At 72.4% G+C, this 22953-nt stretch carries 19 protein-coding genes; 15 read left to right on the forward strand and 4 right to left on the reverse strand.

The genetic code is table 11. The annotated features are described in order from the left end of the window. Positions 1-104 precede the first annotated feature (104 nt). From ASG53_RS11430 to ASG53_RS11440, 3 genes are all read left to right on the forward strand, one after another. On the forward strand, positions 105-1307 hold the full coding sequence (locus tag ASG53_RS11430) for a type III polyketide synthase (protein ID WP_056132908.1): 1203 nt from the start codon (positions 105-107) through the stop codon (positions 1305-1307). A gap of 100 nt (positions 1308-1407) precedes the next feature. After that, entirely contained in the window at positions 1408-2265 is an 858-nt protein-coding gene (locus ASG53_RS11435; protein WP_082543989.1) for a class I SAM-dependent methyltransferase, read from the forward strand. Continuing rightward, positions 2258-3496, forward strand: a complete 1239-nt coding sequence (locus ASG53_RS11440) for an FAD-dependent oxidoreductase (protein ID WP_056132911.1) — start codon at positions 2258-2260, stop codon at positions 3494-3496. The genes ASG53_RS11435 and ASG53_RS11440 overlap by 8 nt, the downstream gene beginning before the upstream one ends. A 197-nt stretch (positions 3497-3693) precedes the next feature. Here ASG53_RS11440 and ASG53_RS11445 read toward each other — a convergent pair whose 3' ends face one another. Further along, positions 3694-4542 (reverse strand): UbiA family prenyltransferase, encoded by an 849-nt coding sequence (locus tag ASG53_RS11445; RefSeq protein WP_056132914.1) that lies wholly within the window; start codon positions 4540-4542, stop codon positions 3694-3696. A 137-nt stretch (positions 4543-4679) separates the two neighbouring features. Next, positions 4680-6314, reverse strand: a complete 1635-nt coding sequence (locus ASG53_RS11450) for a methyltransferase domain-containing protein (protein WP_056132918.1) — start codon at positions 6312-6314, stop codon at positions 4680-4682. A gap of 229 nt (positions 6315-6543) precedes the next feature. Between ASG53_RS11450 and ASG53_RS11455 the strand changes: the two genes are divergently transcribed. Next, entirely contained in the window at positions 6544-6921 is a 378-nt protein-coding gene (locus ASG53_RS11455) for a VOC family protein (protein ID WP_056132921.1), read from the forward strand. A gap of 167 nt (positions 6922-7088) precedes the next feature. Here ASG53_RS11455 and ASG53_RS11460 read toward each other — a convergent pair whose 3' ends face one another. After that, complete coding sequence (locus tag ASG53_RS11460; protein ID WP_056132924.1) at positions 7089-8915, reverse strand: BCCT family transporter; 1827 nt, start codon at positions 8913-8915, stop codon at positions 7089-7091. A 237-nt stretch (positions 8916-9152) separates the two neighbouring features. Between ASG53_RS11460 and ASG53_RS11465 the strand changes: the two genes are divergently transcribed. Further along, the gene (locus ASG53_RS11465) at positions 9153-9644 is read left to right on the forward strand and encodes a fluoride efflux transporter FluC (protein ID WP_082543990.1); all 492 of its coding nucleotides are present in this window, start codon (positions 9153-9155) and stop codon (positions 9642-9644) included. Next, on the forward strand, positions 9641-10030 hold the full coding sequence (gene crcB, locus ASG53_RS11470) for a fluoride efflux transporter CrcB (protein ID WP_056132928.1): 390 nt from the start codon (positions 9641-9643) through the stop codon (positions 10028-10030). Before ASG53_RS11465 ends, crcB begins: the two co-directional genes overlap by 4 nt. 53 nt (positions 10031-10083) lie before the next feature. On the opposite strand, the gene hrpB is transcribed toward crcB, so the two are convergent. Next, entirely contained in the window at positions 10084-12615 is a 2532-nt protein-coding gene (gene hrpB / locus ASG53_RS11475; protein WP_200945489.1) for an ATP-dependent helicase HrpB, read from the reverse strand. Between the two features lie 132 nt (positions 12616-12747). Here hrpB and ASG53_RS11480 point away from each other — a divergent pair, with 132 nt between their 5' ends. The 9 genes from ASG53_RS11480 to ASG53_RS11520 all read left to right on the forward strand — a co-directional run bounded on the left by ASG53_RS11480 (position 12748) and on the right by ASG53_RS11520 (position 22864). Further along, entirely contained in the window at positions 12748-13758 is a 1011-nt protein-coding gene (locus ASG53_RS11480; RefSeq protein WP_056132929.1) for an Acg family FMN-binding oxidoreductase, read from the forward strand. Between the two features lie 27 nt (positions 13759-13785). Continuing rightward, the gene (locus ASG53_RS11485) at positions 13786-15459 is read left to right on the forward strand and encodes an ABC-F family ATP-binding cassette domain-containing protein (protein WP_056132932.1); all 1674 of its coding nucleotides are present in this window, start codon (positions 13786-13788) and stop codon (positions 15457-15459) included. 98 nt (positions 15460-15557) lie between these two features. After that, a complete protein-coding gene (locus tag ASG53_RS11490) occupies positions 15558-16793 on the forward strand; it encodes a hypothetical protein (protein ID WP_056132935.1) in 1236 nt (411 codons plus the stop codon). A 243-nt stretch (positions 16794-17036) separates the two neighbouring features. Continuing rightward, positions 17037-17963, forward strand: coding sequence for a PIG-L deacetylase family protein (locus ASG53_RS11495; RefSeq protein WP_056132937.1), 927 nt, complete (start codon positions 17037-17039; stop codon positions 17961-17963). Then, positions 17960-18835: an ATP-grasp domain-containing protein gene (locus tag ASG53_RS11500; RefSeq protein ID WP_056132940.1), complete on the forward strand. Its 876-nt coding sequence runs from the start codon at positions 17960-17962 to the stop codon at positions 18833-18835. Before ASG53_RS11495 ends, ASG53_RS11500 begins: the two co-directional genes overlap by 4 nt. After that, positions 18832-20067 carry a glycosyltransferase gene (locus tag ASG53_RS11505; RefSeq protein WP_056132943.1) on the forward strand — a complete coding sequence of 412 codons (1236 nt, stop codon included), beginning with the start codon at positions 18832-18834 and terminating at the stop codon, positions 20065-20067. The genes ASG53_RS11500 and ASG53_RS11505 overlap by 4 nt, the downstream gene beginning before the upstream one ends. Before the next feature lie 94 nt (positions 20068-20161). Further along, the gene (locus tag ASG53_RS11510) at positions 20162-20770 is read left to right on the forward strand and encodes a DUF1294 domain-containing protein (protein WP_056132945.1); all 609 of its coding nucleotides are present in this window, start codon (positions 20162-20164) and stop codon (positions 20768-20770) included. Positions 20771-20849: 79 nt separating this feature from the next. Further along, positions 20850-21239: an ArsR/SmtB family transcription factor gene (locus tag ASG53_RS11515; RefSeq protein WP_056132948.1), complete on the forward strand. Its 390-nt coding sequence runs from the start codon at positions 20850-20852 to the stop codon at positions 21237-21239. Further along, entirely contained in the window at positions 21236-22864 is a 1629-nt protein-coding gene (locus ASG53_RS11520) for a SulP family inorganic anion transporter (protein WP_056132951.1), read from the forward strand. Before ASG53_RS11515 ends, ASG53_RS11520 begins: the two co-directional genes overlap by 4 nt. The last annotated feature ends 89 nt before the right edge of the window (positions 22865-22953 follow it).

Genomic DNA, 22953 nt, shown 5'->3' on the forward strand with positions numbered 1-22953 from the left:
CTCACCGGGGGTGCGGGGCCTCGTACGTCTGCCGGGCGTCGGTCATGCAGGCCGTCCACGCCCCGTCCCCCTGCGCTGACCTGGGACGAGAGTTACAGTCGCCTATGACCATCAGCGTGCGGTCCATCTCGACGGCAGTCCCTCCCACAGTCATCCAGCAGGCCGACATGCGTGACCTGCTCCTCGCCCAGCCCGAGCGCAGCCGCCTCGCCCGTCGGCTGATCTCCGCGGCCTTCGACGCCTCGGCCATCGACACCCGGCACACCGTGGTCTCCGACCTCGCCCCCGACAGCCCCGAACGGCTCGACCCGGGAGCCGACGGTGTCGCAGCCCCGTTCTTCGTCGACCCCGCCGACGGTCACGTGCTCTCCCCGACCACGCGTCCCCGCAACGACAGGTACGTCGCCGAGGTGCCCGGGCTGATCCTCGACGCCGCCCGCGGCGCGCTCGCCGCATCCGGCGGTCTCGGGACGGCTGACGTCACGCACGTCGTCACGGCCTCCTGCACAGGGTTCTTCGCCCCGGGACCGGACTACGTCCTCGTCCGCGACCTCGGTCTCCCCGCGACCACCCGGCGTCTGCACGTGGGGTTCATGGGCTGCTACGCCGCCTTCCCCGCGCTCTCGGCCGCGAGGTCCATCTGCGTCGAAGACCCCGACGCGGTCGTGCTCGTCGTCTGCGTCGAGCTGTGCTCCCTGCACCTGGAGGCCTCCGACGATCCCGACGTCATCGTCGCGTCCTCGGTCTTCGCCGACGGTGCCGCCGCCGCAGTCGTCACCGGGCGTCCCGCACCTGCCGGGCACCTCGTGCTCGACCTCGACACGCTGCGCACCACGCTCACGCCCGTCGGCGAGCAGGACATGGCCTGGACGATCGGCGACCACGGCTTCGAGATGGTCTTGTCCAGGTACGTGCCCTCGATCATCTCCGAGCACATCCGCGGCGCCCTCGACCCCGTCCTGGCCGAGATCGGCACCGGCACCGCGACCGCCCACGCCGAGGTCCCCCGCTGGGCCGTGCACCCCGGCGGACGGTCCGTGCTCGACAAGGTCCAGGACGCCCTCGCCCTCGACGACGCCCAGATGGCACCCTCGCGCGACGTGCTCCGCGAGCACGGCAACATGTCGAGCGCGACGATCTTGTTCATCCTCGCCCGGATGCTCCGCTACGCTGCTGACAGCCCGGCCCCTGGAGAGTCGCAGCAGGTGTGCGCGATGGCCTTCGGGCCGGGGCTCACCGTCGAGTCGGCGCTGCTCACGCTGCGACGCTCGGACGGCGACGACCGCGTGAGCGGGGACGAGCAGTGAGCGGGGAGCAGCACAGGAGCGGGGAGCAGCACAGGATCCGCGACCAGCGAGCAGACGGCCCCGGGCGAGCTGACAGCGCCGGGCGAGCGAGCGGGGCGTCGTGCTGAACCGCTCCCTCGACAGCCTCGCCCAGGCGGTCCTCGGCCACAGCCTCGCCGACCGTGAGCTCGACGCCGAAGAGATCATGGACGACCCCGACTGCGACCTCGAAGGGCTGCAGCGCACCTACAGGCAGTTCGTCGTCGTCAACCGCCTGGTCTCCGGGTGGCGCGGGGTCTACGTGCGCAGGCTGCGGCCGTTGCTGTCGGCCGAGCGCACGACCACGCTCCTCGACATCGGGTCGGGCGGGGGCGACGTCCCCCGGGCGCTCGCCGGCTGGGCAACGCGCGACGGCCTGCGGCTCGAGATCACCGCGATCGACCCCGACGACAGGGCGACCGCCTACGCCACCAGCCTGCCGCCGGTGCCGAACCTGACGTTCCGGCAGTGCTTCAGCTCCGACCTCGTCCGCGAGGGGGCGCGCTTCGACATCGTCACCTCCAACCACGTGCTGCACCACCTGGGCCCGCAGCAGCTCGACGGCCTGCTCGCCGACAGCACAGACCTCGCACGCCGCCTCGTGGTGCACGACGACATCGCCCGCAGCCCCCTCGCCGCGCTCGGATACTGGGTCGGGACTCTGCCGCTGCACAGGCGAGGTCGCCCGCACGCGTCCTTCGTGCGCGACGACGGGCTGCTCTCGATCCGCCGCAGCTACACCCCGGACGAGCTCGCAGCCGTGCTGCCGGCGGGGTGGACCGTGGGGCGGGCACCGTTCCGGGTGCTCGCTGTGCTGGACGTCGCACAGGATGCCAAGACACCACCCGACGCGAGCGCAGCAGCCGTGCGGAGCGAGAGCACCACGTCCGTGCGGGGCGAGACTGCCGTGACGACGCCCGACGGAGCCGACCGTGCGTGACGTGCTGATCGTCGGGGCCGGGGCGGTCGGGCTCGCGCTGGCTGCACGGCTGCTCGACGCCGGGCTCGACGTGGTCCTCTGGGAGCGACGCCCCGCACCGACCGGGCTGTCCAGGGCCATCGGGATCCACGCCCCCGCGCTCGACGTGCTCGCCGAGGCCGGCGTCGCGGAGCAGGTCGTCGACGAGGCCGTGCTCGTGCGCCGGGGCATCGCCCGCACCCGGGACAGGGTCCTCGGCGTCGTGCCCTTCGACGGGGTCTCACCACGGTTCCCCTTCGTCGCGACCCTGCCCCAGGCCCGGACCGAGGAGATCCTGCACGCCCGGGTCGAGGCGCTGAGCCCGGGGAGCGTACGACGTGGGACCACGCTGCTCTCGCTCGTCGAGGAGAGTGACGGCGTGCGGGTGACCGGGGTCGTCGACGAGCCTGGTGCAACCGGGATCTCCGGGGCTCTCGACAGGTCAGGTGCTGTCGGTGCCGCAGGTACCCCCAGCACCGGCGCTCCTGCCCGCACCTCGACCAGCGCCGTCGAGGAGACGGCACGCTTCGTCGTCGCGGCGGACGGGTCTCGCAGCACGGTCCGGGACCTGCTCGGCATCACCGCTCCCCTGCGCAGCTACCCCGACACCTACGTCATGGCAGACCTGCTCGACACGACAGGCGCGGGGCCCGACGCCGTCATCCACCTCGAGCGCGACGGGGTCGTCGAGTCCTTCCCGCTGCCCGGCGGGCTGCGGCGCTGGGTCGTGCGCACCGACGCCAGGGTCGTCGACCCGACGCCCGAGCAGCTCGCCGCCGTCGTCGAGCACCGCACAGGTGTGGCCGTCGACCCGAGCACGTGCAGCATGATCAGCTCCTTCGCGGTCAGGCGCAGGCTCGCAGACAGGACAGTGCAGGGCCGGACGATCCTGCTCGGTGACGCCGCCCACGAGATCAGCCCCATCGGCGGGCAGGGGATGAACCTCGGCTGGCTCGACGCCGGTCGGCTCGCCCAGGTCCTGATCCCTGCCGCCCGGACCGGCGCAGTCCCGAGCGAGGCGCTCGCACGCTTCGACGCGGCACGACGTCGCCGTGCTCGCTGGGCCGCGCGGCAGGCGGAGGCCAACATGGCGCTCGGACGGCCGACGTCTGGGACTGCGGCGTCGGTCCGGGACGCGCTCCTCACCGGAGCCCTGCGCAGCCCGGCCCGTGGGGCTCTCGCCTCGGTCTACGCGATGCGGATGCTGCGCTGAGACTCGCGGATGCTGCGCTGAGCCTCGCGGACCGCGGCCGGCACTAGCGCGGCCAGCCGCAGGGTCAGGCGGTCGTCCGGAGACGGTCGGCCAGCCAGACGTCACGTCGTCAGGAAGTCACGCAGTCAGGCCGTCCCGCAGTCACGCCGTCACGCCGTCACACCCTCACGCAGTCACGCCCTCACGCAGTCACGCCCTCACGCCGTCAGCGCGGTGCCTGACAGCGCGAGCTGTGCTGCGACCACGAGGGACGCGACGATGATCAGCTGGAACAGCAGACGCCCCGGCGGGCGGGTCACCACGAGCACCACACCCCAGACGGCGATCCCGACGCACACCACGAGCGCCACGATCGCGACGACACCTGGACTCTCGACCGACCCCGCCAGGACCGGACCGACGGCCACGAGCACGGCCGCCACGGCGAGCGCGACGAAGGCGACGATCCCCGACGGCACGCGCCCGAGCCTGTGCGGCAGGCCGTCGACGCCTGTGCTGGCGTCGTCGTCGAGGTCGGGCAGCACGTTGGTGAAGTGGATCGCGACCCCGAAGACCCCGCCCACGGCGAGGGCCCACCCAGCAGCCATCGCCGGTGGGTCGGCCGAGAGCGTCACCACGGCGGGCAGCAGCCCAAAGCTCAAGATGAACGGTGCTACCGAGAAGGCTGTGCACTTGAGGCCCAGGTTGTAGGCCCAGCCTGAGGCGACGAGCACCAGGTGGGCGAGGGCTGCCTGCCAGCCGAGCGCGAAGGACGCGGGGACGGTGAGCGCAGCGGTCACCCACGCTGCGGCCCGCACGGTCTGGACCGAGACGTCGCCGCGGGCGACGGGCTTGTCCGCGCGGGCCACTGCGCGGTCGCGGGCCGCGTCGACCCAGTCGTTGGAGAACCCGATCGACAGCTGCCCGCACAAGAAGGCGACACCCACCAGCACGACGGTCCAGGCCGGCAGACCCGACCCGACCGCGAGCACGACCGCGAGGACCGTGACTGTGGCCGTCGGCCCGGGGTGGCTGGACAGCACGAGCGACCTCAGCGTGGCGAGCATGCGATCACCCTAGGGTCGCCCCAGACGTCGTGCCAGGTGAGAGCGCACGAGCGTTCTGGTGGGATGGCGACGGCTGGAGGACGGTCGCAGGCACCGAGAACGCGCCTCGCCGCCCGTCGTCAGGCCCGTGACCCTGCTCAGCCAGCCGCGTGCAGCGGGCGCCGCGCGACGAGCAGCACGTGGGTGTCGGGCCAGTCGACCTGCGAGCCGGTCTCGGCGTCGGTCAGGGTCACCCCGACGCTCAACCGGTTCTCGACCAGCCAGTCGTTGCGCCACGGGTGGCTCACCGGGTCGACCTCGAAGCCGGCGCCTGTGAGCAGCGCCGTCCAGTCGTCGAAGGTCAGGTCGCAGAACCTCTCGTGGCACTCGGACAGGTAGGAGTCTGTGTAGTCGCGGGTATAGAGGAACTCCGCGGCCGCGCGCAGCGTGAGCTCGGCGACCGTCGGGCTCAGCCACGTCACGTCGCAGGCACCGCCCGAGAGCGCCGGGAAGTCCCGGGCGAACTGGCGAAGACGCCCCGCCGGGCTCAGCGACGCGAGATAGGCCCGCACGTCGTCGGCGTCACGGCCCGTGAGGTCGACAGTCAGGTCTGGACTGGTGTCCCCTGCCGGAGTCGTCCCGTCACGGGCAGCAGACGTGTCTTCCAGCCCGGCTCCGGCTCCGGCTCCCTCGAAGGTCAGCCGCACCAGGCGGTCGCCGTCAGCGGGGCCGAGCACGTCCGAGCAGACCCAGACACCCCCGGGGACCGTGTGCTCGAAGATGCGGTCGGCGAGCAGGTGCAGGTCATCTGTCCCGGCTCCGTAGCTCGAGATCTCGTGGGTGAGCGCGACAGTCAGCGTGGTGTCGACGCTCGCCGGCGCGAACACGGCGCCGCTGAGCAGGTTGCGCTGGGCGAAGAGCACGTTGGGGTTCTCGAAGACACCCTGCGCCTTGCGGTGCTCGGCCTCGGCGACGAGATGACGCGAGACGTCGACCCCGTAGAGGTCGGACTCCCCCAGGCGCGGGTCGCGCGCCGCACGCTCGAGCAGCCCACCGGCCGCGCACCCCAGGTCGACGACCCGTCCGGGCTGCACGTAGGGCCCGACCTGCGCCCACTTGCGGTCCGAGCCGGCGTCGAAGTCGGCCGTGTACGTGCCGTAGTCCCGGGTGGCGGTGAGGTCACCCTCGGCCGAGACCGTCGGGTCGTCGTGCACACGCCGGACCAGCTCGTCGAGGTGGTACCTGTCGACGACCTCCACGGCCTGCGGGTGGGCGAGGTCCCGCCAGCGAGGGTCGCCCGTCGCGAGCATCTCCAGGACGTCCCACGGGCGTGCCGGGTCACCCGGGTCGCCGGCCTCGACGGCCGCGATGCGGAAACCCTCGGCCGCGTACTGCTCGGCGACCGCCGGGGTCGAGCACGCGACCACGGTGTCCTCGGGAGCCAGCAGCACACCGAGTCCCGCCTCGACCGTCGCGACGACGGTGTGCGCGAAGCGCGGGCTCTGCGGGACGTCGGCGACAGGAACGACGAGCGAGGGCAGACCGGCGACAGTCGTCACCCGCTCGACCATCGCCTCGCGGCGGTGCGCGGGGACAGGGTTGCGGCGCGTCCCGCTGTGGGTCGCCGAGGTCACGGCCCAGACGACCTGGACGTCGGGAGCGCAGACCACCGGCACCCCCACGGTGTCCGAGACCTGCCCAGCGACGAGCGCCGTGAGGTAGTCGACCTGGAAGGACGTCACGAGGTGGTGACGCCCGGGGAACAGGACGTAGCGCACAGGACGGGGCGGCACAGGACGTAGCGGCGCAGGAACGGGCGGTGTGGTCGGTGCAGGCACCGGGACAGCCTGCCACACCACCGGCGCTCCGAGGTCGCAAGGGCTAGCAAGGGCTAGCAAGGGCTAGCAAGGGCTAGCAAGGGCTAGCAAGGGCTAGCAAGGGCTAGCAAGGGCTAGCCTCGACCTCAGGGGCTCGTCCGCGCCCCCCAGACACCTCGGACGAGGCACCACCGAGAGGACCACCATGTTCAGTGCAGACCAGGCGTTCTGCGGGTTCGCCGTCGACGACACCGCTGCAGCCCGCAGCTTCTACTCCGACGTCCTCGGGATCGAGGTCACCGGCGACGACCACGGCATGCTCGAGCTCCACCTGGGAAGCGGCGCCCACGTCCTCGTGTACCCCAAGGACACCCACCACCCCGCCGAGCACACCATCCTCAACTTCCCCGTGGAGGACATCGACAGCGCCGTCGACGACCTCCTCGGGCGGGGGGTGACGTTCATCCGCTACGAGGGCGTCGACGACCGCGGGATCATGCGCGGGCGCGGACCGGACATCGCGTGGTTCACCGACCCGGCCGGGAACATCCTCTCGGTCATCGGGCAGCCGACAGAGGGCTAGACCCTGCTGCGCGAGCCTGCAGCGAGCCGTTCGCGTGAGGTTCCCCGACAGCCACGCGCTGCAGAGACGACAGACGCCCTGCGACCGGTCTGGTCGCAGGGCGTCTGTGATGCTGTCACCGGTCGAGGACCGGGTCGGGTCGTCGCCCTCGGGCGTCGACCGTCGTGTCAGGACTTGTCGCTGGTCGAGTCCCCGTCGGGGCCGCGGAGGTCCTCGATCGCCGGCGCGCCGGGGTCGGGCTCGATCGCGATGTCCGCGACGGGAGTCGTGCGCAGCGCCTCGGCCTGGCCGGCCGGGACCCCGTCACGGCTGCGGGTCTTCGTGTCCCCGCCGGCCCGTGGCTCGTGGCTGCGGTGCGTGGTCGCCTTGACCTTCGCGATGATGTTCGCGAAGGGCGACACCGCAGGACGCTCGAGCGGTGCGTCGACCTCGAGACCGTAGTAGTCGCCGATGTGGCTGAGGAACGCCGCCCGGCGAGCCTTCGCGTACGCCCGGTCTTCACGGGAGAACGCGATGTACGTCGACCAGCAGATGCCGATCATGATCACCGAGAACGGCAGCGCGATGATGATCGCCGCGGTCTTGAGCGCCTCGAGACCACCCGAGAGCAGCAGCGCGATGGCCAGGAGCGACGTCGCGCAGGCGAAGAACACCCGGACCCAGCGGCGCGGTTCCGGGTCGCCGCCCGAGGCGAGCATGCCCATGACGAGCGAGCCCGAGTCCGCCGAGGTGACGAAGAAGATCGCGATGAGGACGAGCGCACCGATCGTCAGGACCGAGCCGCCGGGCAGCTGGTCGAGGAGGGAGAAGAGCGCACCCTCGATGTTGACCTGGCCACCCTCGGTGAGGCTGCCGGGGTTGTCGAGCTCCATCTTGAGCGCGGCACCGCCGAGGACCGCGAACCACAGGGCGGTGATCATCGTCGGCACGAGGATGACACCCGCGACGAACTGACGGACCGTCCGACCACGCGAGATCCGCGCGATGAAGACACCGACGAAGGGCGCCCACGAGATCCACCAGCCCCAGTAGAACGTCGTCCAGCTGGCCTGCCAGGCCTCGCCGTCCGCGCCGGCGAAGGCACTGACGTTGAGCGACGCGCCGATGAACCCCTGGAGGTAGGTGCCGATCGACTGGACGAACTCACGGAGCAGGAACTGCGTCGGCCCGGCGAAGAGCACGAAGGCCAGGATCACGGCCGCGAGCATGAGGTTGGCGTTCGAGAGCCACTTCATGCCCTTGGTGACGCCCGAGACGACCGAGAACAGCACGAAGCAGGTGATGATGAGGATGAGGATGACGTCCATCGTCTGCGTCGGCTCGACGATGCCGGCGCTGTCCAGACCCGCGCTGATCTGCAAGACCCCGAGACCGAGCGAGGTCGCCACGCCGAAGAGCGTGCCGACGAGGGCGATGACGTCGATCGCGTCACCCCAGCGACCGCGGACACGGCGTCCGAGCAGCGGCTCGAGGGTCCAGCGGATCGAGATGGGGCGGCGCCGGCGGTGGATCGCGTAGGCCAGGGCGAGCCCGATGACCACGTAGATCGACCAGGCGTGCACACCCCAGTGCAGGAACGTCTGCGACATCGCCTGCTGTGCGAGCTGCGCCGGTGTCCCCTCGACGCCGGGGCGCGGGGAGACGAAGTGGCTCAGCGGCTCGCTGACGCCGTAGAACACCAGACCGATGCCCATGCCAGCGGCGAACAGCAGGGAGAACCACGACAGGACCGAGAACTCCGGCTCGTCGTCGTCACGACCCAGCTTGATGTCGCCGAATCGGCTGAAGCCCATCCACAGGCAGAAGACCACGAAGGCCGCAGCGATGAGGACGTAGTACCAGTTGAAGTTGGCGACGATCGTGCCCTGCACCGAGGCGAAGGCTCGCTCTGAGGCCTCAGGTGCGATGATCGCGAGCGCCGCGAAGACGAGGACGATGATGGCCGCGGGCCAGAACACCGCCCGGTGGATTCCGTTCTTGCTCGTACCTTCCATGGCGTGAACCCTAGGGGTTCAGGCTCCGAGCGGCATGCGGAGAGTACGTGAGCATCGCCTCACTCGCGACATCTACGGCTCTGTCGTTGGGCTCGCCCGGCTCACGGCTGCCGCCGGAGCAGGACCACGCGGACACGTGAGCAGACGACAGGGGTCGGCGCTACACTCGGGCGGCTGCGCGCGTACGCACGCCGCACTCGCGCCAGGAGTCACCGGACAGGATCGAGGAGGTCGGACGTGACGCACGACCGGCCCGTCGACCCCGATCTCGACACGGATGCGACAGACGCGGCCGCCCGGGCAGTCCCCCAGCACCTGCGCTGGTCCAGCGTCGCGCTCGTCGCCGTCGGCGGGACGCTCGGCGCGGCGCTGCGTGAGCTCCTCGTCCTCGCGTTCCCTGTCACCGGCAGCCTCGACGTGGTGATCTTCTGCATCAACCTCAGCGGGGCCCTCGCCCTCGGTGTCCTCCTCGAGTCCCTCGTGCGCAGCGGTCCTGAGGACGACCGCCGTCGTCACCTGCGTCTGCTGCTGGGCACCGGTGTCCTCGGCGGCTACACGACGTACAGCACCCTCGCGACGCAGACAGCTCGCCTCGTGGGCGACGGTCAGGCTGGGCTGGCCGTGCTCTACTCCCTCGGGACGCTGCTGCTCGGCGCCCTCGCGACCTGGACCGGCATCGCCCTGGCCTCCTGGCTCCGACGACCGAGGCGCAGCCGGAGGTCTGCATGAGCGAGGTCAGCCCACTCCTCTTCCTCGCCGTCGCGCTCGCAGGAGGGCTCGGCGCAGCCTGCCGCTTCGTCCTCGACGGGCTCGTGAGGTCACAGACCTCCGGTGACTATCCGCTGGGGACGATGATCATCAACGTCACGGGCTCGTTGCTCCTCGGGCTGCTCACGGGCCTCGGCCTCACCCACCTCGCCTCCGACGAGCTCGTCCTCGTCCTGGGGACAGGCCTGCTCGGGGGGTACACCACGTTCTCGACAGCCAGCATGGAGACAGTCCGACTGCTCCAGGCCGGCCGCTACGCCGCGTCCCTGCTCGCCGGCCTCGGGATGCTCGCCGCGTCCGTCGCCGCAGCCGGCCTCGGCCTGTGGCTCGGCGGGCTCGGGGGGTAGACACGGAGCAGCGTCGTCCCCCGCACTCGTCGGGCCGTCCGACGGGTGCCCGACTACCCGCCCCGCCCTGGCCTACGGGGCTGCGCAGCGACGACGCCTGGCGCGAAGGGGTCTTCGGGCCAGGAGTGCTTGGGGTACCGGCGGCGCAGCTCGGCGCGGACCTGCGGATAGCCCGTCGCCCAGAACGACGCCAGGTCAGCGGTCACCGCGGCCGGTCTCCGCGCCGGGGACAGCAGGTGGAGCAGGAGCGGGACCCGCCCGCCAGCCAGGAGTGGTGCCTCGCGCCACCCGAAGGCCTCTTGGACCTTGAGCGCGGCGACGGGCTGGTCTGCGGAGTAGTCGACCTTGACGCTGCCCCCGCCGGGCAGGGGCACCCGCTCGGGTGCGAGCTCGTCGAGGCGCCCGGCCTCGGGCCACGGGAGCAGCCGTCGCAGGGCTGACGTCACGTCGATGCGGCGCAGGTCGTCGGCGCGTCGCACCCGGGCGAGGTCGGTCCCCAGCCACCCGTCGAGCCCGTCGAGCAGGGCCTCGTCGCTCATGTCAGGCCACGGGTCTCCAAGCGCGCCGTGCAGGAACGCCAGGCGGGCCCTGAGCGCAACAGCCGAGTCCTTCCACGGGAGGGCGCCCAGGCCGTCGCGGGCGAGACCATCGCGGACCGCGGCGACCACCCGCTCACGCGGCGGGTCGGTCAGCCTGTCGGAGGTCAGCTCGATCGCGCCGAGCGACGTGGTGCGCCGGGCGACGACGCGGCCGGACGTCCAGGTGACGGACTCGTCGTCGTGCAGGGACGAGGACGCCGCGTCGAGGGCGAGGTCTTCGTCGAGGGGCGCGGCAGAGCGGACCGTCGCGTCGCGGCGGCCTGCGCCACGGTCGGCGTCGGCGACCGCGATCCAGTCGTACCCGCTGAGCGCCGACCCCGGGGCGAGGGCCGCACCGGTGCCCGAGACCATGAGGTACGTCGAGCCGTTCGGACGTCGCCGCGCGATCCTGTCCGGGTGCGCGAGGGCGACGACGAGACCGACCGTGAGGTCGAGGCTGAGCGAGCGGGTACGCGCCGCCCCGCCCGAGGACCGGCGAGCGAGCGACTCGAGCCTGGAGACCTGACCGCGCCACGTCGGCGACGGCACAGACCCCGCCCGCAGCCCGCGGACCGCGGCGACGAGGTCGCCGCCCGGCGCACGGACGTCCTCGGACAAGAGCGCGACGACCTCGGCTGCGGCGCGCGGGCCGACGACGTCCGAGCCGTCGAGCAGAGCGCGGGCCAGCCTCGGGTCGACCGGGACACCGGCGATCCGTCGACCGCGCGCCGTGACGGTGCCGTCCTCCTCGACCGCGCCGAGCCCGACCAGGGTCTGGCGTGCGACGGCGCTCGCCGCGGGCGGCGGTGGGTCCATGAGGGCGAGGGCCGACCCGTCGGGCGATCCCCAGCACGACAGCTCGAGCGCGAAAGACGTGAGGTCGGCCGTGAGGATCTCCGGGACAGGGTGCGCCGGGAGCCGCACGTGGTCGGCCTCCGTCCAGCACCTGTAGACGGCACCCGGCCCTTCACGACCGGCACGACCGGCGCGCTGCTCGGCCGAGGCCCGGCTGACGCGGACCGTGACCAGTCCCGAGAGCCCACGCCGGTGGTCGACCCGCGGCTCTCTGGACAGCCCTGCGTCGACGACGACCCGCACACCGGGGACCGTGAGCGACGACTCGGCGACGACCGTCGAGACGACCACCCGTCGGCGCGGTCCGGCGCTGAGCGCCAGGTCCTGCTGGGCTGTGGGCAGCCTGCCGTGCAGCGGACGGACGTCAGCATCAACACCGGCGAGCCGCCGCGAGACGACGTCGACCTCCCGCGCTCCGGGCACGAAGACCAGGACGTCACCCTCACGCTCGTCGAGCGCACGCCGGGTCGTCGCGGCCACGTGGTCGAGGAAGGCTGGTGTGACGCCGCGGTCGTCGAGGGCCACCACGCGGGACGGCGGCGGGGCCCACACCTGGGCGACCGGGTGGAGCGCCCCCGGCACGGTGACCACGGGGACAGCCGGCCCTGCTCCACCCACGACGGCGGCCGTGCGCTCGGCCTCGACCGTCGCCGACATCGCCACGAGCACGAGGTCCTCGCGCAGGTTCGCGCGCACGTCGACGAGGAGGGCGAGCGCGAGGTCGGCGTCGAGCTGACGCTCGTGGCACTCGTCGAGGACGACCGCGGTCACCCCGTCCAGGCCAGGGTCGCGCTGGAGGCGCCGAAGCAGCACTCCCGTGGTGACCACCTCGACACGGGTCGAGGCGCTCGTCGTCGACTCCCCGCGCACCGAGTAGCCGACGGTCTGGCCGAGAGGTTCGCCGAGCAGCTGGGCGAGGCGGCGCGCAGCTGCGCGGGCCGCGACCCGGCGAGGTTGTGTGACGACCACCCGACCGGGACCGAGCAGGTCCGCGAGCGCGGGCGGGACCAGGGTCGTCTTGCCGGTCCCGGGCGGTGCCTGCACGACGACGGCTCCGCTGCTCCGCACAGCCTCTGCCAGGGCGGGCAGCGTGGACCGGACGGGGAGGTCGGGTGGGTCGGCGAGCAGTCGGGCGATCGGGTCGGCGGGCACAGGAGCATTCTCTCCTGTGCGCAGTCGAGTGTGGTGCCGCTGACCTGCGAGAGGGACCTTCGGCACTGTCGAGCCCCTGTGACCGGTGGGACGCTCGGCGGACAGGGGAGAACGAGCGGAGGAGGAGCGACGATGCTCTCGACCGAGGTGATCGAACGGGTGCTGGCGACTGCTGTGCGGGCGCCGAGCGTGCACAACACGCAGCCGTGGCAGGTGACGGTGCGTGGTGACGCGATCGAGGTGCGGGCCGACCCGGCCCGCACCCTGCGTCATACGGACCCGCAGGGGCGTGAGGCGACGATCAGCTGTGGGGCGCTCGTCGACCACGCTGTCGTGGCTGCCCGCCGGGAGGGGCTCGACGCGCAGGTGGTCTTGCTGCCCGACGGGCCTGAGGGGCGGCTGGCGCGGATCGTGCTGTCTCAGGGCCCTGCACCGAGCGCGTCTGAGCTCGAGCTGTCGGTGGCTGCTGTGCACAGGCGGACGAGCCGTACGCTGCTCGACGACCTGGCCGTCGATGGTGCGGTCGCGCAGTCGCTCCAGGCTGTCGTCGCCGACGCGCAGGCTCATCTGGTGCTGCTGCCGGCCTCGAGCGCGGCGCGCGGCATCGTGCTGAGGGAGGTCGAGCGGGCTGAGCGTCTGGCCTCGGAGGACGAGGTAGGGACCACCGAGGAGGCCGTGTGGTCGGGTCCTGCGCAGGGGCGTGAGGACGGGGTACCTGTCGCGGACGGGTGGGAGAACCGCCCGGCACGCGAGGCACGAGCGGGGTCGCGGCGTCTGACCGACCGGTTCCGGGCCAGTCCGGACGCGCAGGAGCACGGCAGCGCGGGCGCGCAGGGTCGGGGCAGCGCGGACGCGCAGGAGCACGGTGCTGTCCTGGCGCTGCTCACGACGCCCGCGGACACCGCCCAGGACTGGCTGGTGGCGGGCAGGGCGCTGAGCCGCATGCTGCTCACAGCCTCGGTCCACGGGCTGGCGGCGTCCTTCGCGACGACTGTCCTGGAGAACCCGACGACCCGGCACGAGGTGGTCCGCTCGCTCGGGCTCGTCGGTGCCCCGCAGATGCTCGTCCAGCTCGGCTACGGCGAGCCCGGGCCGAGGTCGTCCCGGCGGCCCGTGACGGGGACGCAGACGCGCAGCGGGTGATCCCCGGGCGATGAGAGGATTCACCCCATGACTGCCTCTCTCGTCGCCCGCGGGCTCGGTGCCGCGCACGCTGACCGCACCCTGTTCTCGGGGCTCGACCTCGTCGTGAGCCCCGGGGACGTGGTGGGGCTGGTGGGGGCCAACGGTGCCGGGAAGTCGACGCTGCTGCGTCTGCTCGCGGGTGCCGCGCAGCCGGAGGCTGGGTCGGTGTCGCTCTCCCCCGCCGACGCGATCGTGGGGTGGTTGCCGCAGGAGGTCGAGCGCGTCGCGGGCGAGACGGTCCGCGCTCACCTGGCGCGCCGCACCGGGGTCGCCGAGGCTCAGGCGGCCTTCGAGCAGACGACCGAGGCGCTCGGTGCCGGGGAGCCCGGAGCCGACGACGCCTACGCCGTGGCCTTCGACCGCTGGATGGCGATCGGCGCCGCGGACCTCGACGACAGGCTCGGGGCCGTCCTCGCGGACCTCGGTCTCGACGTCGACCCTGAGCACCTCATGACGGGTCTCTCGGGTGGTCAGGCCGCCCGGGTGGGCCTGGCCGCGCTGCTGCTCTCACGCTTCGACGTCCTGCTGCTCGACGAGCCGACCAACGACCTCGACCTCGACGGGCTGCGCAGGCTCGAAGAGTTCGTCGCCTCCCAGCGGGCCGCGGTGGTGGTGGTCAGCCACGACCGCGAGTTCCTCGCCCGGTGCGTCACCCGGGTGGTCGAGCTCGACCTCGCGCAGCAGCAGGTGTCCGTCTACTCGGGTGGCTACGAGGCGTACCTCGAGGAACGTGCGACAGCGCGCCGCCACGCCCGTGAGGAGTACGACGAGTACGCCGACAAGAAGTCCGGACTCGAGGCGCGTGCCCGGATGCAGCGGGGCTGGATGGCCAAGGGCGTGCGCAACGCTGCCCGCAAGTCCGACCCCGACAAGTTCATCCGGGCCGCGCACCGCGAGGGCTCGGAGAAGCAGGCGTCGAAGGCGCGCCAGACCGACAAGATGATCGAGCGCCTCGAGGAGGTCGTCGAGCCGCGCAAGGAGTGGGAGCTGCGCTACGAGATCTTGGCGGCCCCGCGGGGCTCGCGCGTGGTCGCCTCGCTCGCCGGAGCCGTGGTGCACCTCGGGACGCCGGGCGTCGAGGGCGGCGTCGAGGGCGGCGGCTTCACGCTCGGTCCGGTGACGCTGGCTGTCGAGTCTGGTGAGCGGATCGCGATCACCGGGGCCAACGGCGCCGGCAAGTCCACGCTGCTGGGTGTGCTGCTCGGCCGGGTACCGCTCGACGAGGGCACGGCGTCCCTCGGCACGAGCGTCGCGGTCGGGGAGATCGACCAGGCGCGCTCGCAGCTCGGGGACGACGGTCCTCTCGCCCTCGCCTTCTCCCGTCAGGTGCCCGACTGGCCCGAGGCCGAGGTCCGGACGCTGCTGGCCAAGTTCGGTCTGCGCGGGGACCACGTCGGCCGTCCTGTGGCGTCGTTGTCCCCTGGGGAGCGGACGAGGGCTGCCCTCGCCCTGCTGCAGGCTCGGGGTGTGAACCTGCTCGTTCTCGACGAGCCGACGAACCACCTCGACCTGCCGGCGATCGAGCAGCTGGAGGAGGCCCTCGACTCCTACGACGGCACGCTGCTGCTCGTCACGCACGACCGCCGGATGCTCGACGCCGTGCGCGTGGACCGCCGGTGGTCGGTCGACGCGGGCCGGGTCACCGACAGCCCCGCATGACCTCGGCCGGGTCGCGGTCGTGGCTCACCAGATTTTCCACCCGGTGCCGACGTGAGATTTTGTGGCGCAGGTCACAGTCGCTGGTTACTGTGACGAGTATGGCGACCCCGACGAGCGCGAGCACGCGACCGTCGGCGCGCACGGCGAGCCACTGGATCGCCGCCGTGACCTCGGTCGTCCTGGCCTCCTCGGTCTCCTCGTGCAGCGCCCCGTCGGCCGACGTCACCGACGCCTACGCCTTCCTCGACGACGCGATGGACAGGTGCGGGACCGGCGACGAGCTCCGCCTGCCGCCGAGCTATCTCAGCGGTGTCCCGGCCGACGACTCCCCCGGCGCGTCCTACGTCTACGACGTGGCCGTCACGACCATCGCCTACACGGCCCGCGGCACCCGCGACGACCTGGCCCGGGCGACGACCCTCGCCGCGTCGCTCGTCTCCCTCCAGCAGTCCGACCCCGACGCCGACGGCCGGCTGCGCAACGCCTACGCCTGCACGGCACCGTCCGGCGGCGAGCCCGGGTCGCTCACCGACGCGACGAGCACCGGCAACATGGCCTGGGCCGGGCTCGCCCTGCTGCAGGTGCACGCGGCCGAGGACGACCCCGCCACCCTCGAGGCAGCGGTGCGCCTGGGCACCTGGATCCACACCGTGACCGCAGACGACCGCGGCGCCGGCGGGTACACCGGCGGGCTCGACGACGACGGCGACCCGGTCCTGTGGAAGTCGTCCGAGCACAACATCGACGTCGCCGCCTTCTTCCTCATGCTCGCCCAGGCCACAGGCGATCCGGTCTGGGGCACCCGGGCCTCCTCCGCCCTCGCCGTCGTGACCAGCCTGCAGGACCCGAGCACCGGTCACTTCTGGGTCGGGACCGAGACCGACGGCGAGACCACCAACACCGACGACTACGTCCCCGAGGACGTCCAGGCGTGGGCCTCCCTCGTGCTCCCCGGCGACGACGCCTCCCGCGCGCTCGACTGGGCGACCGAGAACCTGCTCGTCGGCGACGACGGCCAGCGCGGGGCCACGGTCGGCGACGGCGCCGACCCGAGCGGCACCGTGTGGCTCGAGGGCACCGCCCACCTGGCGTGCGCGCTGCGGGTCCGCGACCTCGAACGCGACGCCGCGCTCTCCGAGGAGCTCCTCACGACGGTGACCTCAGCCCAGGCCGACGGCCCTGACGGCACGCCCCGCGGCATCCCCGCAGCCACGCAGGACGGGACCGCCGGCGGCGACAGCACCATCTACGACGCCCTGCACACAGGCACGACAGCCTGGTTCGTGCTCGCAGCGCAGGGCTCCAACCCCTTCAGCGACGACGACCGCACCTAGGTCAGCACCCCCACGAGCCCGCGCCCTCGTCCTCCCCACGGCGTGAACCTCCCTCCCCGGAGACCGCACGCAGCACCGCAGCTGCGCAGCCCTCACCCTCCCTGACGAACCGTCGTGGGTCACCCAGGTGACCTCTCCGGCCGGACCACGTGCCCCCTCCCCCGTCGTGCCGTGGCCGCCACCCCACCTCCCCTCCTCCGGCGCGCCCTGAGACGGTGCACCGGCCCCGAAAGGACACCGACGATGGTGCTCTTCGCCCATACCCTCCTCTGCTTCGCCCTGCTCGGGACGGCCGCCGGCGCGCTCCTCAGCGCGCGCTGGCTCCGCCGCCACACCACCCACCCCGACATCGTCCGGCGCACGGCCTTCGCCTCGGCCGCGATCCTCGTCCCCGCCGCGACCCTGTGCACCGTCTGGCACCACTCCGCGCTCACCGGACCGACCTCGATGGTCGTCCAGGTCTTCGGGTGGGCGAGCATCATCCTGCTGCTGGTCGTCGTGCGCGGCACGATGATCTCCCCGCCCGACGACGAGGTCACGGCCCGCCCGCGCCGCGTGCTGGCCGTCGGGGCGCACCCCGACGACCTCGAGCTGGGCTGCGGCGCGACCCTGGCCCGCTGGATCGACGCCGGGTACGAGGTGCACGGTCTGGTCATGTCCAACGGCGAGCGCGGCGGCACCGGCGTCCGACCCTCCGAGGCCATCTCCGCAGGCAGCTTCCTCGGCGCGAAGTCCGTCACCGTCCTCAACTTCCCCGACACCCGGCTCTCCGACACGAGCAGCGACATGGTCGTGGCGATCGAAGAGCTCGTGTCCAGGCTGCAGCCCGACATCATCCTCACGCACTCCTCCAACGACTCCCACCAGGACCACAAGGCCGTGCACCTGGCGACGCTGCGGGCCGCGCGCTTCCACACCACGCTGCTCTGCTACGAGAGCCCGTCGGCCACCACCCGGTTCCGCCCGACGGTCTTCGTCGACGTCGGCGGCTACGTGGACGTCAAGGTCCTCGCGATCGCGACGCACCGCGACCAGAGCGACAAGCCGTACATGACCGGAGAACGCATCCGGGCGACAGCCTCCTACCGTGGCGGGCAGGCCAAGGTGCGTCACGCCGAGGGCTACGAACCCGTCCGCGTGCTCGCCTCGATGACGACGGTGCTCCCGTGAGGCGCGTCGTGGTCACCGGCGCCCGCGGGCCGGCCGGGGCGAGCGTCGCCCGGCAGCTCGTCGAGCGCGGGCACGACGTCCTCGGGGTCGACATGAACCCCGCAGGCGACGGCCCCTTCCAGGTGCTGCGCGTCCCGCCGTCCCTCGACCCCACCTACCCCGACGCGCTGTTCGCCGCAGCGCACTGCTGGTCGGCCGACCTCATCATCCCGACGGTCAGCGAAGAGCTCACGCTGCCCGCCCTCCAGGAGACCTCCCGCGAGTGGTCCGTCGTCATCGGGCCCAGGAGCGCCGTGTCGATCGCGAGCGACAAGTGGTCCACCTACAGGGTGCTGCTCGAGGCCGGGGTCCCGGTGCCCGCCAGCACCCTCGGGTCCTCGGGCTGGCCGGCCGCGGCAGGTGCACTGGCCGGCTACGACGGGCCGCTCGTCTCCAAGCCGCGCCACGGCCGCGGTGGCCGCGGGGTCGTCGTGCACCCGCACCCGGAGCCGCTCGGACTGACGTCGGACAGCATCGTGCAGGAGTTCGCCCCCGGGACCGAGTACGCGGTCGACCTGCTCGTCTCCTCGCACTGGGGGACGGTCGACGTCGTCGCGGTCCTCGAGAAGACCGCGCTCGCCCAGGGCGACGTCGGCAACGGGACGTCGGTCCGCCGGCTCGCGCCCGGGCAACCGGCCGACGTGGTCGCTGCTGCCTCCGACGCCGTCCTGGCGATCGGGCTCACCGGTCCCGCCGACGTCGACGTGCGCCGCCGCCACGACGGCAGCGTCGTGGTCCTGGAGATCAACGCGCGACTCGGGGCGCACAGCGCCCACGTGCCCGAGATCTGCACGGGGATCCTCGACCACTACCGCGTCCTGGCCACCCGGTGAGCGGCTGGACGCTGGTGCTCCAGCTCCTCGTGCTGCCGGCGGTCGTGCTCTCGCTCGTCGAGTCGGCCTACCTGCCGCTGGCACTCGTCGCGCACGCGCACCGACCACCCGACCCGCTGCGGGTCCCGGCCAACCCCTTCGTGTCGGTCATCGTGCCGGCCTTCGACGAGGGCAAGGTGCTGAGGCGCTGCGTCGAGTCGATCCTCGCCGACAGGTACCTCCACAAAGAGGTGGTGCTCGTCGACGACGGGTCTCGCGACGACACGTGGGAGGTCATGCAGTCCTTCGCTGGGCGCCCCGGGGTCGTGGTCGTGTCGCAGGCGAACGCCGGGAAGGCGGCCGCGCTCAACCGCGGTATCGCGCGCAGCCACGGCAGCATCCTCATGTTCGTCGACGCCGACGGCGTGTTCTCCGGGTGGACCATCCGCGGGATGCTGCGAGGCTTCGACGACCCACGGGTCGGTGCGGTCTGCGGCAACGACGCACCCGTCAACCTCGACAGGCTGCAACCACGGCTGCTGACGCTGCTCACCCACGTGACCGCGATGGTCCGCCGGGCGCTCGCGCAGGTGAACTGCCTGACGATCGTCTCCGGCAACTGCGGAGCAGTCCGCCGCGACGTGGTCGACGAGATCGGCGGCTTCACCGAGGGCCTCCTCGGCGAGGACCTCGAGCTCACCTGGCGGGTCAGGCGCGCCGGCTACAGGGTGTCCTTCCAGCCCGAGGCCATCGTCTACGCCGAGGTCCCTGCGGGCATCCGTCCGCTGTGGCGCCAGCGTGTGCGCTGGGCGCGCGGGTACCTGCAGACGCTGTGGATCCACCGCGACATGATCGGTCGGACGCGGCACGGGATCGTCGGGCCCTACCTGGCCGTCAACGCGCTGTCGATGGTCGTCGCACCGGTCCTGCAGATGGTCGCGCTCGTCGTCATCGTCGGGATGGCGCTCGACGACTCGACGACCCTGTACGGGACACCCGCGAGCATGCTCGCCTGGGTCCTGCTGCTCTACCCCGTGCTGTCCGTCGTCGTCTCCGCAGCCCTCAACGGGTCCTTGCGCGACCTGCGGTTCTTCTACGTGCTCGTGGTCATGCCGGTCTACTCGACGGTCATGAACGCCGTGATGATCACGGCGATCGTCCAGCAGGTCCGCAGGCGTCCGTCGCGGTGGAACAAGCTCGAACGGACCGGGGTGTCGTCGAGGACGGGGATCCCGGACGGGGTGCGGGTGTGAGGCAGCGGCACGAGGCAGAGCGACCGGGTGAAGCTCCAGGTGAACCTGGTCGCCGGGCCGCCGGGGTGGAGCCGCGCGTCGCTACCATCGTCCGATGTCCTCACATCAGCGCAGGTCAGGACGCCTGACCACCTGGGACGACGAGCGCGGCTTCGGCTTCGTCGAGTCTGACCCGGGCGGGCACAGGTTCTTCCTGCACATCTCGGAGTACGACCGCAGGTCCGGACGGCCGCAGGTCGGGTCTCGGGTCACCTTCGAGACCGGCCCCGGCCGTGACGGCCGGGAGCAGGCGACAACCGTGCGGCTCGACGGTCCGCCACCTCGCGGACGCCGTGGACCCCGGCGGCGAGGGTGGCCGTGGGGGCTCGTCGCCCTGTGGTGCGCTGGGCTCGCGCTGGCCAGCACCGCAGGAGACCTGCCTGTCTGGGTCCTCGGGGCCTACGGTGCTGCGAGCCTCGTGACCTTCGTCGCGTACTGGCGGGACAAGCGGGCGGCGGTGGCCCGCCGGTGGCGCACGCCAGAGTCGACGCTCCTGCTCCTCGGGCTCGTCGGCGGCTGGCCGGGAGCTGTCGTCGCCCAGGAGACGCTGCGCCACAAGACCGTCAAACGGAGCTTCCAGGCGGCGTTCTGGGGAACCGTCGTCGTCCATGTCCTCGTGGTCGGAGCCGTGGCGGTCGACCGGTGGTGGCTCCCGGTGGTCTGAGCGCCCGACCTTCTCCGGCGACGGTGCGCTCGGACCGAGGGTCCTACAGACCTCCAGGCCCCGTCGATATGATGGATCCATGAATTCAGGAATCGGGGACGCGCACCGGCCGGTCTACGAGATCAAGGCGAACCTCTTCAAGGGCCTGGCCCACCCGTTGCGCATCCGGGTCCTGGAGATCTTGGCGTCGGCCGACGAGGTCTCGGTCGCGCAGATGCTCGAGCAGACCGGGCTGCAGGCCTCGCACCTCTCGCAGCACCTCTCAGTCCTGCGCCGCTACCACCTGGTCACCTCGGAGCGTCGCGCGAGCATCGTCTACTACAGGCTCGAGTTCGGCGAGGTCGCCGAGCTGCTCGCCGTCGCCCGGGTCCTGCTGCGCAAGGTGCTGGACACGTCGACGTCGAACATCCCCCTCGCCGACGAGATCGCCGCAGCGGCAGCAGCACCTGCACCCGACGTGCGACCGTGAGGGGCTCGTTCCGGCGCCTGCTGCCGAGCCTGGACGACTACCGCGACCTGCGGACCTCCTGGAGGGCGGACCTGCTCGCCGGCATCACGGTCGGCGTGGTCGCCCTCCCGCTCGCCCTCGCCTTCGGGGCGAGCTCGGGCGTCGGCGCGCAGGCGGGGCTCGTCACGGCCATCGTGGCCGGCCTGGTCGCTGCGGTCTTCGGCGGTTCGCCCGTGCAGGTGTCGGGGCCGACCGGGGCGATGGTCGTCGTCCTCGCGCCGATCGTGGCCACCCACGGGGTCGGGGCAGTCGCCGCGGTGAGCGTCGTCGCGGGGGTGCTCGTCGTCCTCGCCGGGGTCTTCCAGCTGGGCCGCACCGTCGGGTTCATCCCGTGGCCGGTGATCGAAGGCTTCACCGTCGGGATCGGTGTGATCATCGCGCTCCAGCAGGTCCCGGCAGCTGTCGGGTCGCACGGGGGCTCCCGCAGCACGAACGCCGCGGTCGCAGCCGCGGACGCCGTGACCGGTGCCGTCTGGCCCGCGGCCCTGCTCCCGGTCGGGGTGGCGCTCGGCGTGATCACCCTCATGCTCGTTCTGCACAGGCTCGCGCCCCGGGCACCCGCGTCCTTCGTGGCCATCGCCGCGGCGACGGCTCTGTGCACCTGGACGGGAGCCGACGTCCAGACCATCGGCGCGATCCCGTCCTCGCTGCCCGCCCCGACGCTCCCCGAACTCTCCGGCGCCGTCGCGCTCCTCGGACCCGCGCTGGCCGTCGCCGCGCTCGCGGCGATCGAGTCACTGCTCTCGGCCCGGGTCGCCACCACGATGTCCGGCGGGCCGCGGGTCGACGCCGACCGCGAGCTCGTCGGTCAGGGGCTCGCGTCGGTCGCCTCGGGCCTGTTCGGGGGGATGCCCGCGACCGGGGCCATCGCGCGGACCGCCGTCAACGTCCGCGCCGGCGCGCGCACCCGTGCCGCAGCCGTGGTCCACGCTCTCGCGCTGCTCGCGATCGTGTACCTCGCCGCCCAGGTGGTCAGCCACATCCCGCTCGCCGCGCTCGCCGGGGTCCTGCTGGCCACGGCTGCCCGGATGGTCAGCCCGACGGTCGTGCGGGCCGTGCTCACCTCGACCCGCGCCGACGCCGCGGTCTTCGTCGTCACGGCGGTGGTCACGGTCGCCGTCGACCTCGTGGTCGCCGTCCTGGTCGGCCTCGCCGCGGCCGCCTTCTTCGCCCTGCGCAACCTCAGCAGGACGGCGGCGGTCACCCGCGATGTCCTCCCCGGACCGGCACAGCCCGGGGACGAGCGCATCGCCCTCGTCCGCGTGGACGGCGCGCTCTTCTTCGGGGCGTCGGACCGCCTCGTCGACGAGATCACGCAGCTCGGCCAGGTCGACGTCGTCGTGCTGCGCCTGTCGCACCTGCGGCTGCTCGACGCGACAGGGGCGCGGGCTCTCGCAGGGCTCGTCGAGACGATCGAGCGCGACGGGACCACGGTGATCGTCAAGGGAGTCCGTGCTGAGCACGCTGCGCTGCTCGAGAGGCTCGACGTCACAGCCTCCCGCCACCCGGACCACCTGCACACAGATCTCGACGCTGCCGTCGCGCACGCGCGCGGGCACGTGGTGGTCGAGCGACCTGAGGGTTGAGGCCCCCTGACGGTCACAGCTTCTGGTGGCAGCTGTCACAGGCTCGTGCCACGGTGGTCCGAGGCTGACATCCGTCGACGAGGGGATCT

The sequence above is a fragment of the Sanguibacter sp. Leaf3 genome, assembly GCF_001425965.1.
Lineage (GTDB): Bacteria > Actinomycetota > Actinomycetes > Actinomycetales > Cellulomonadaceae > Sanguibacter > Sanguibacter inulinus.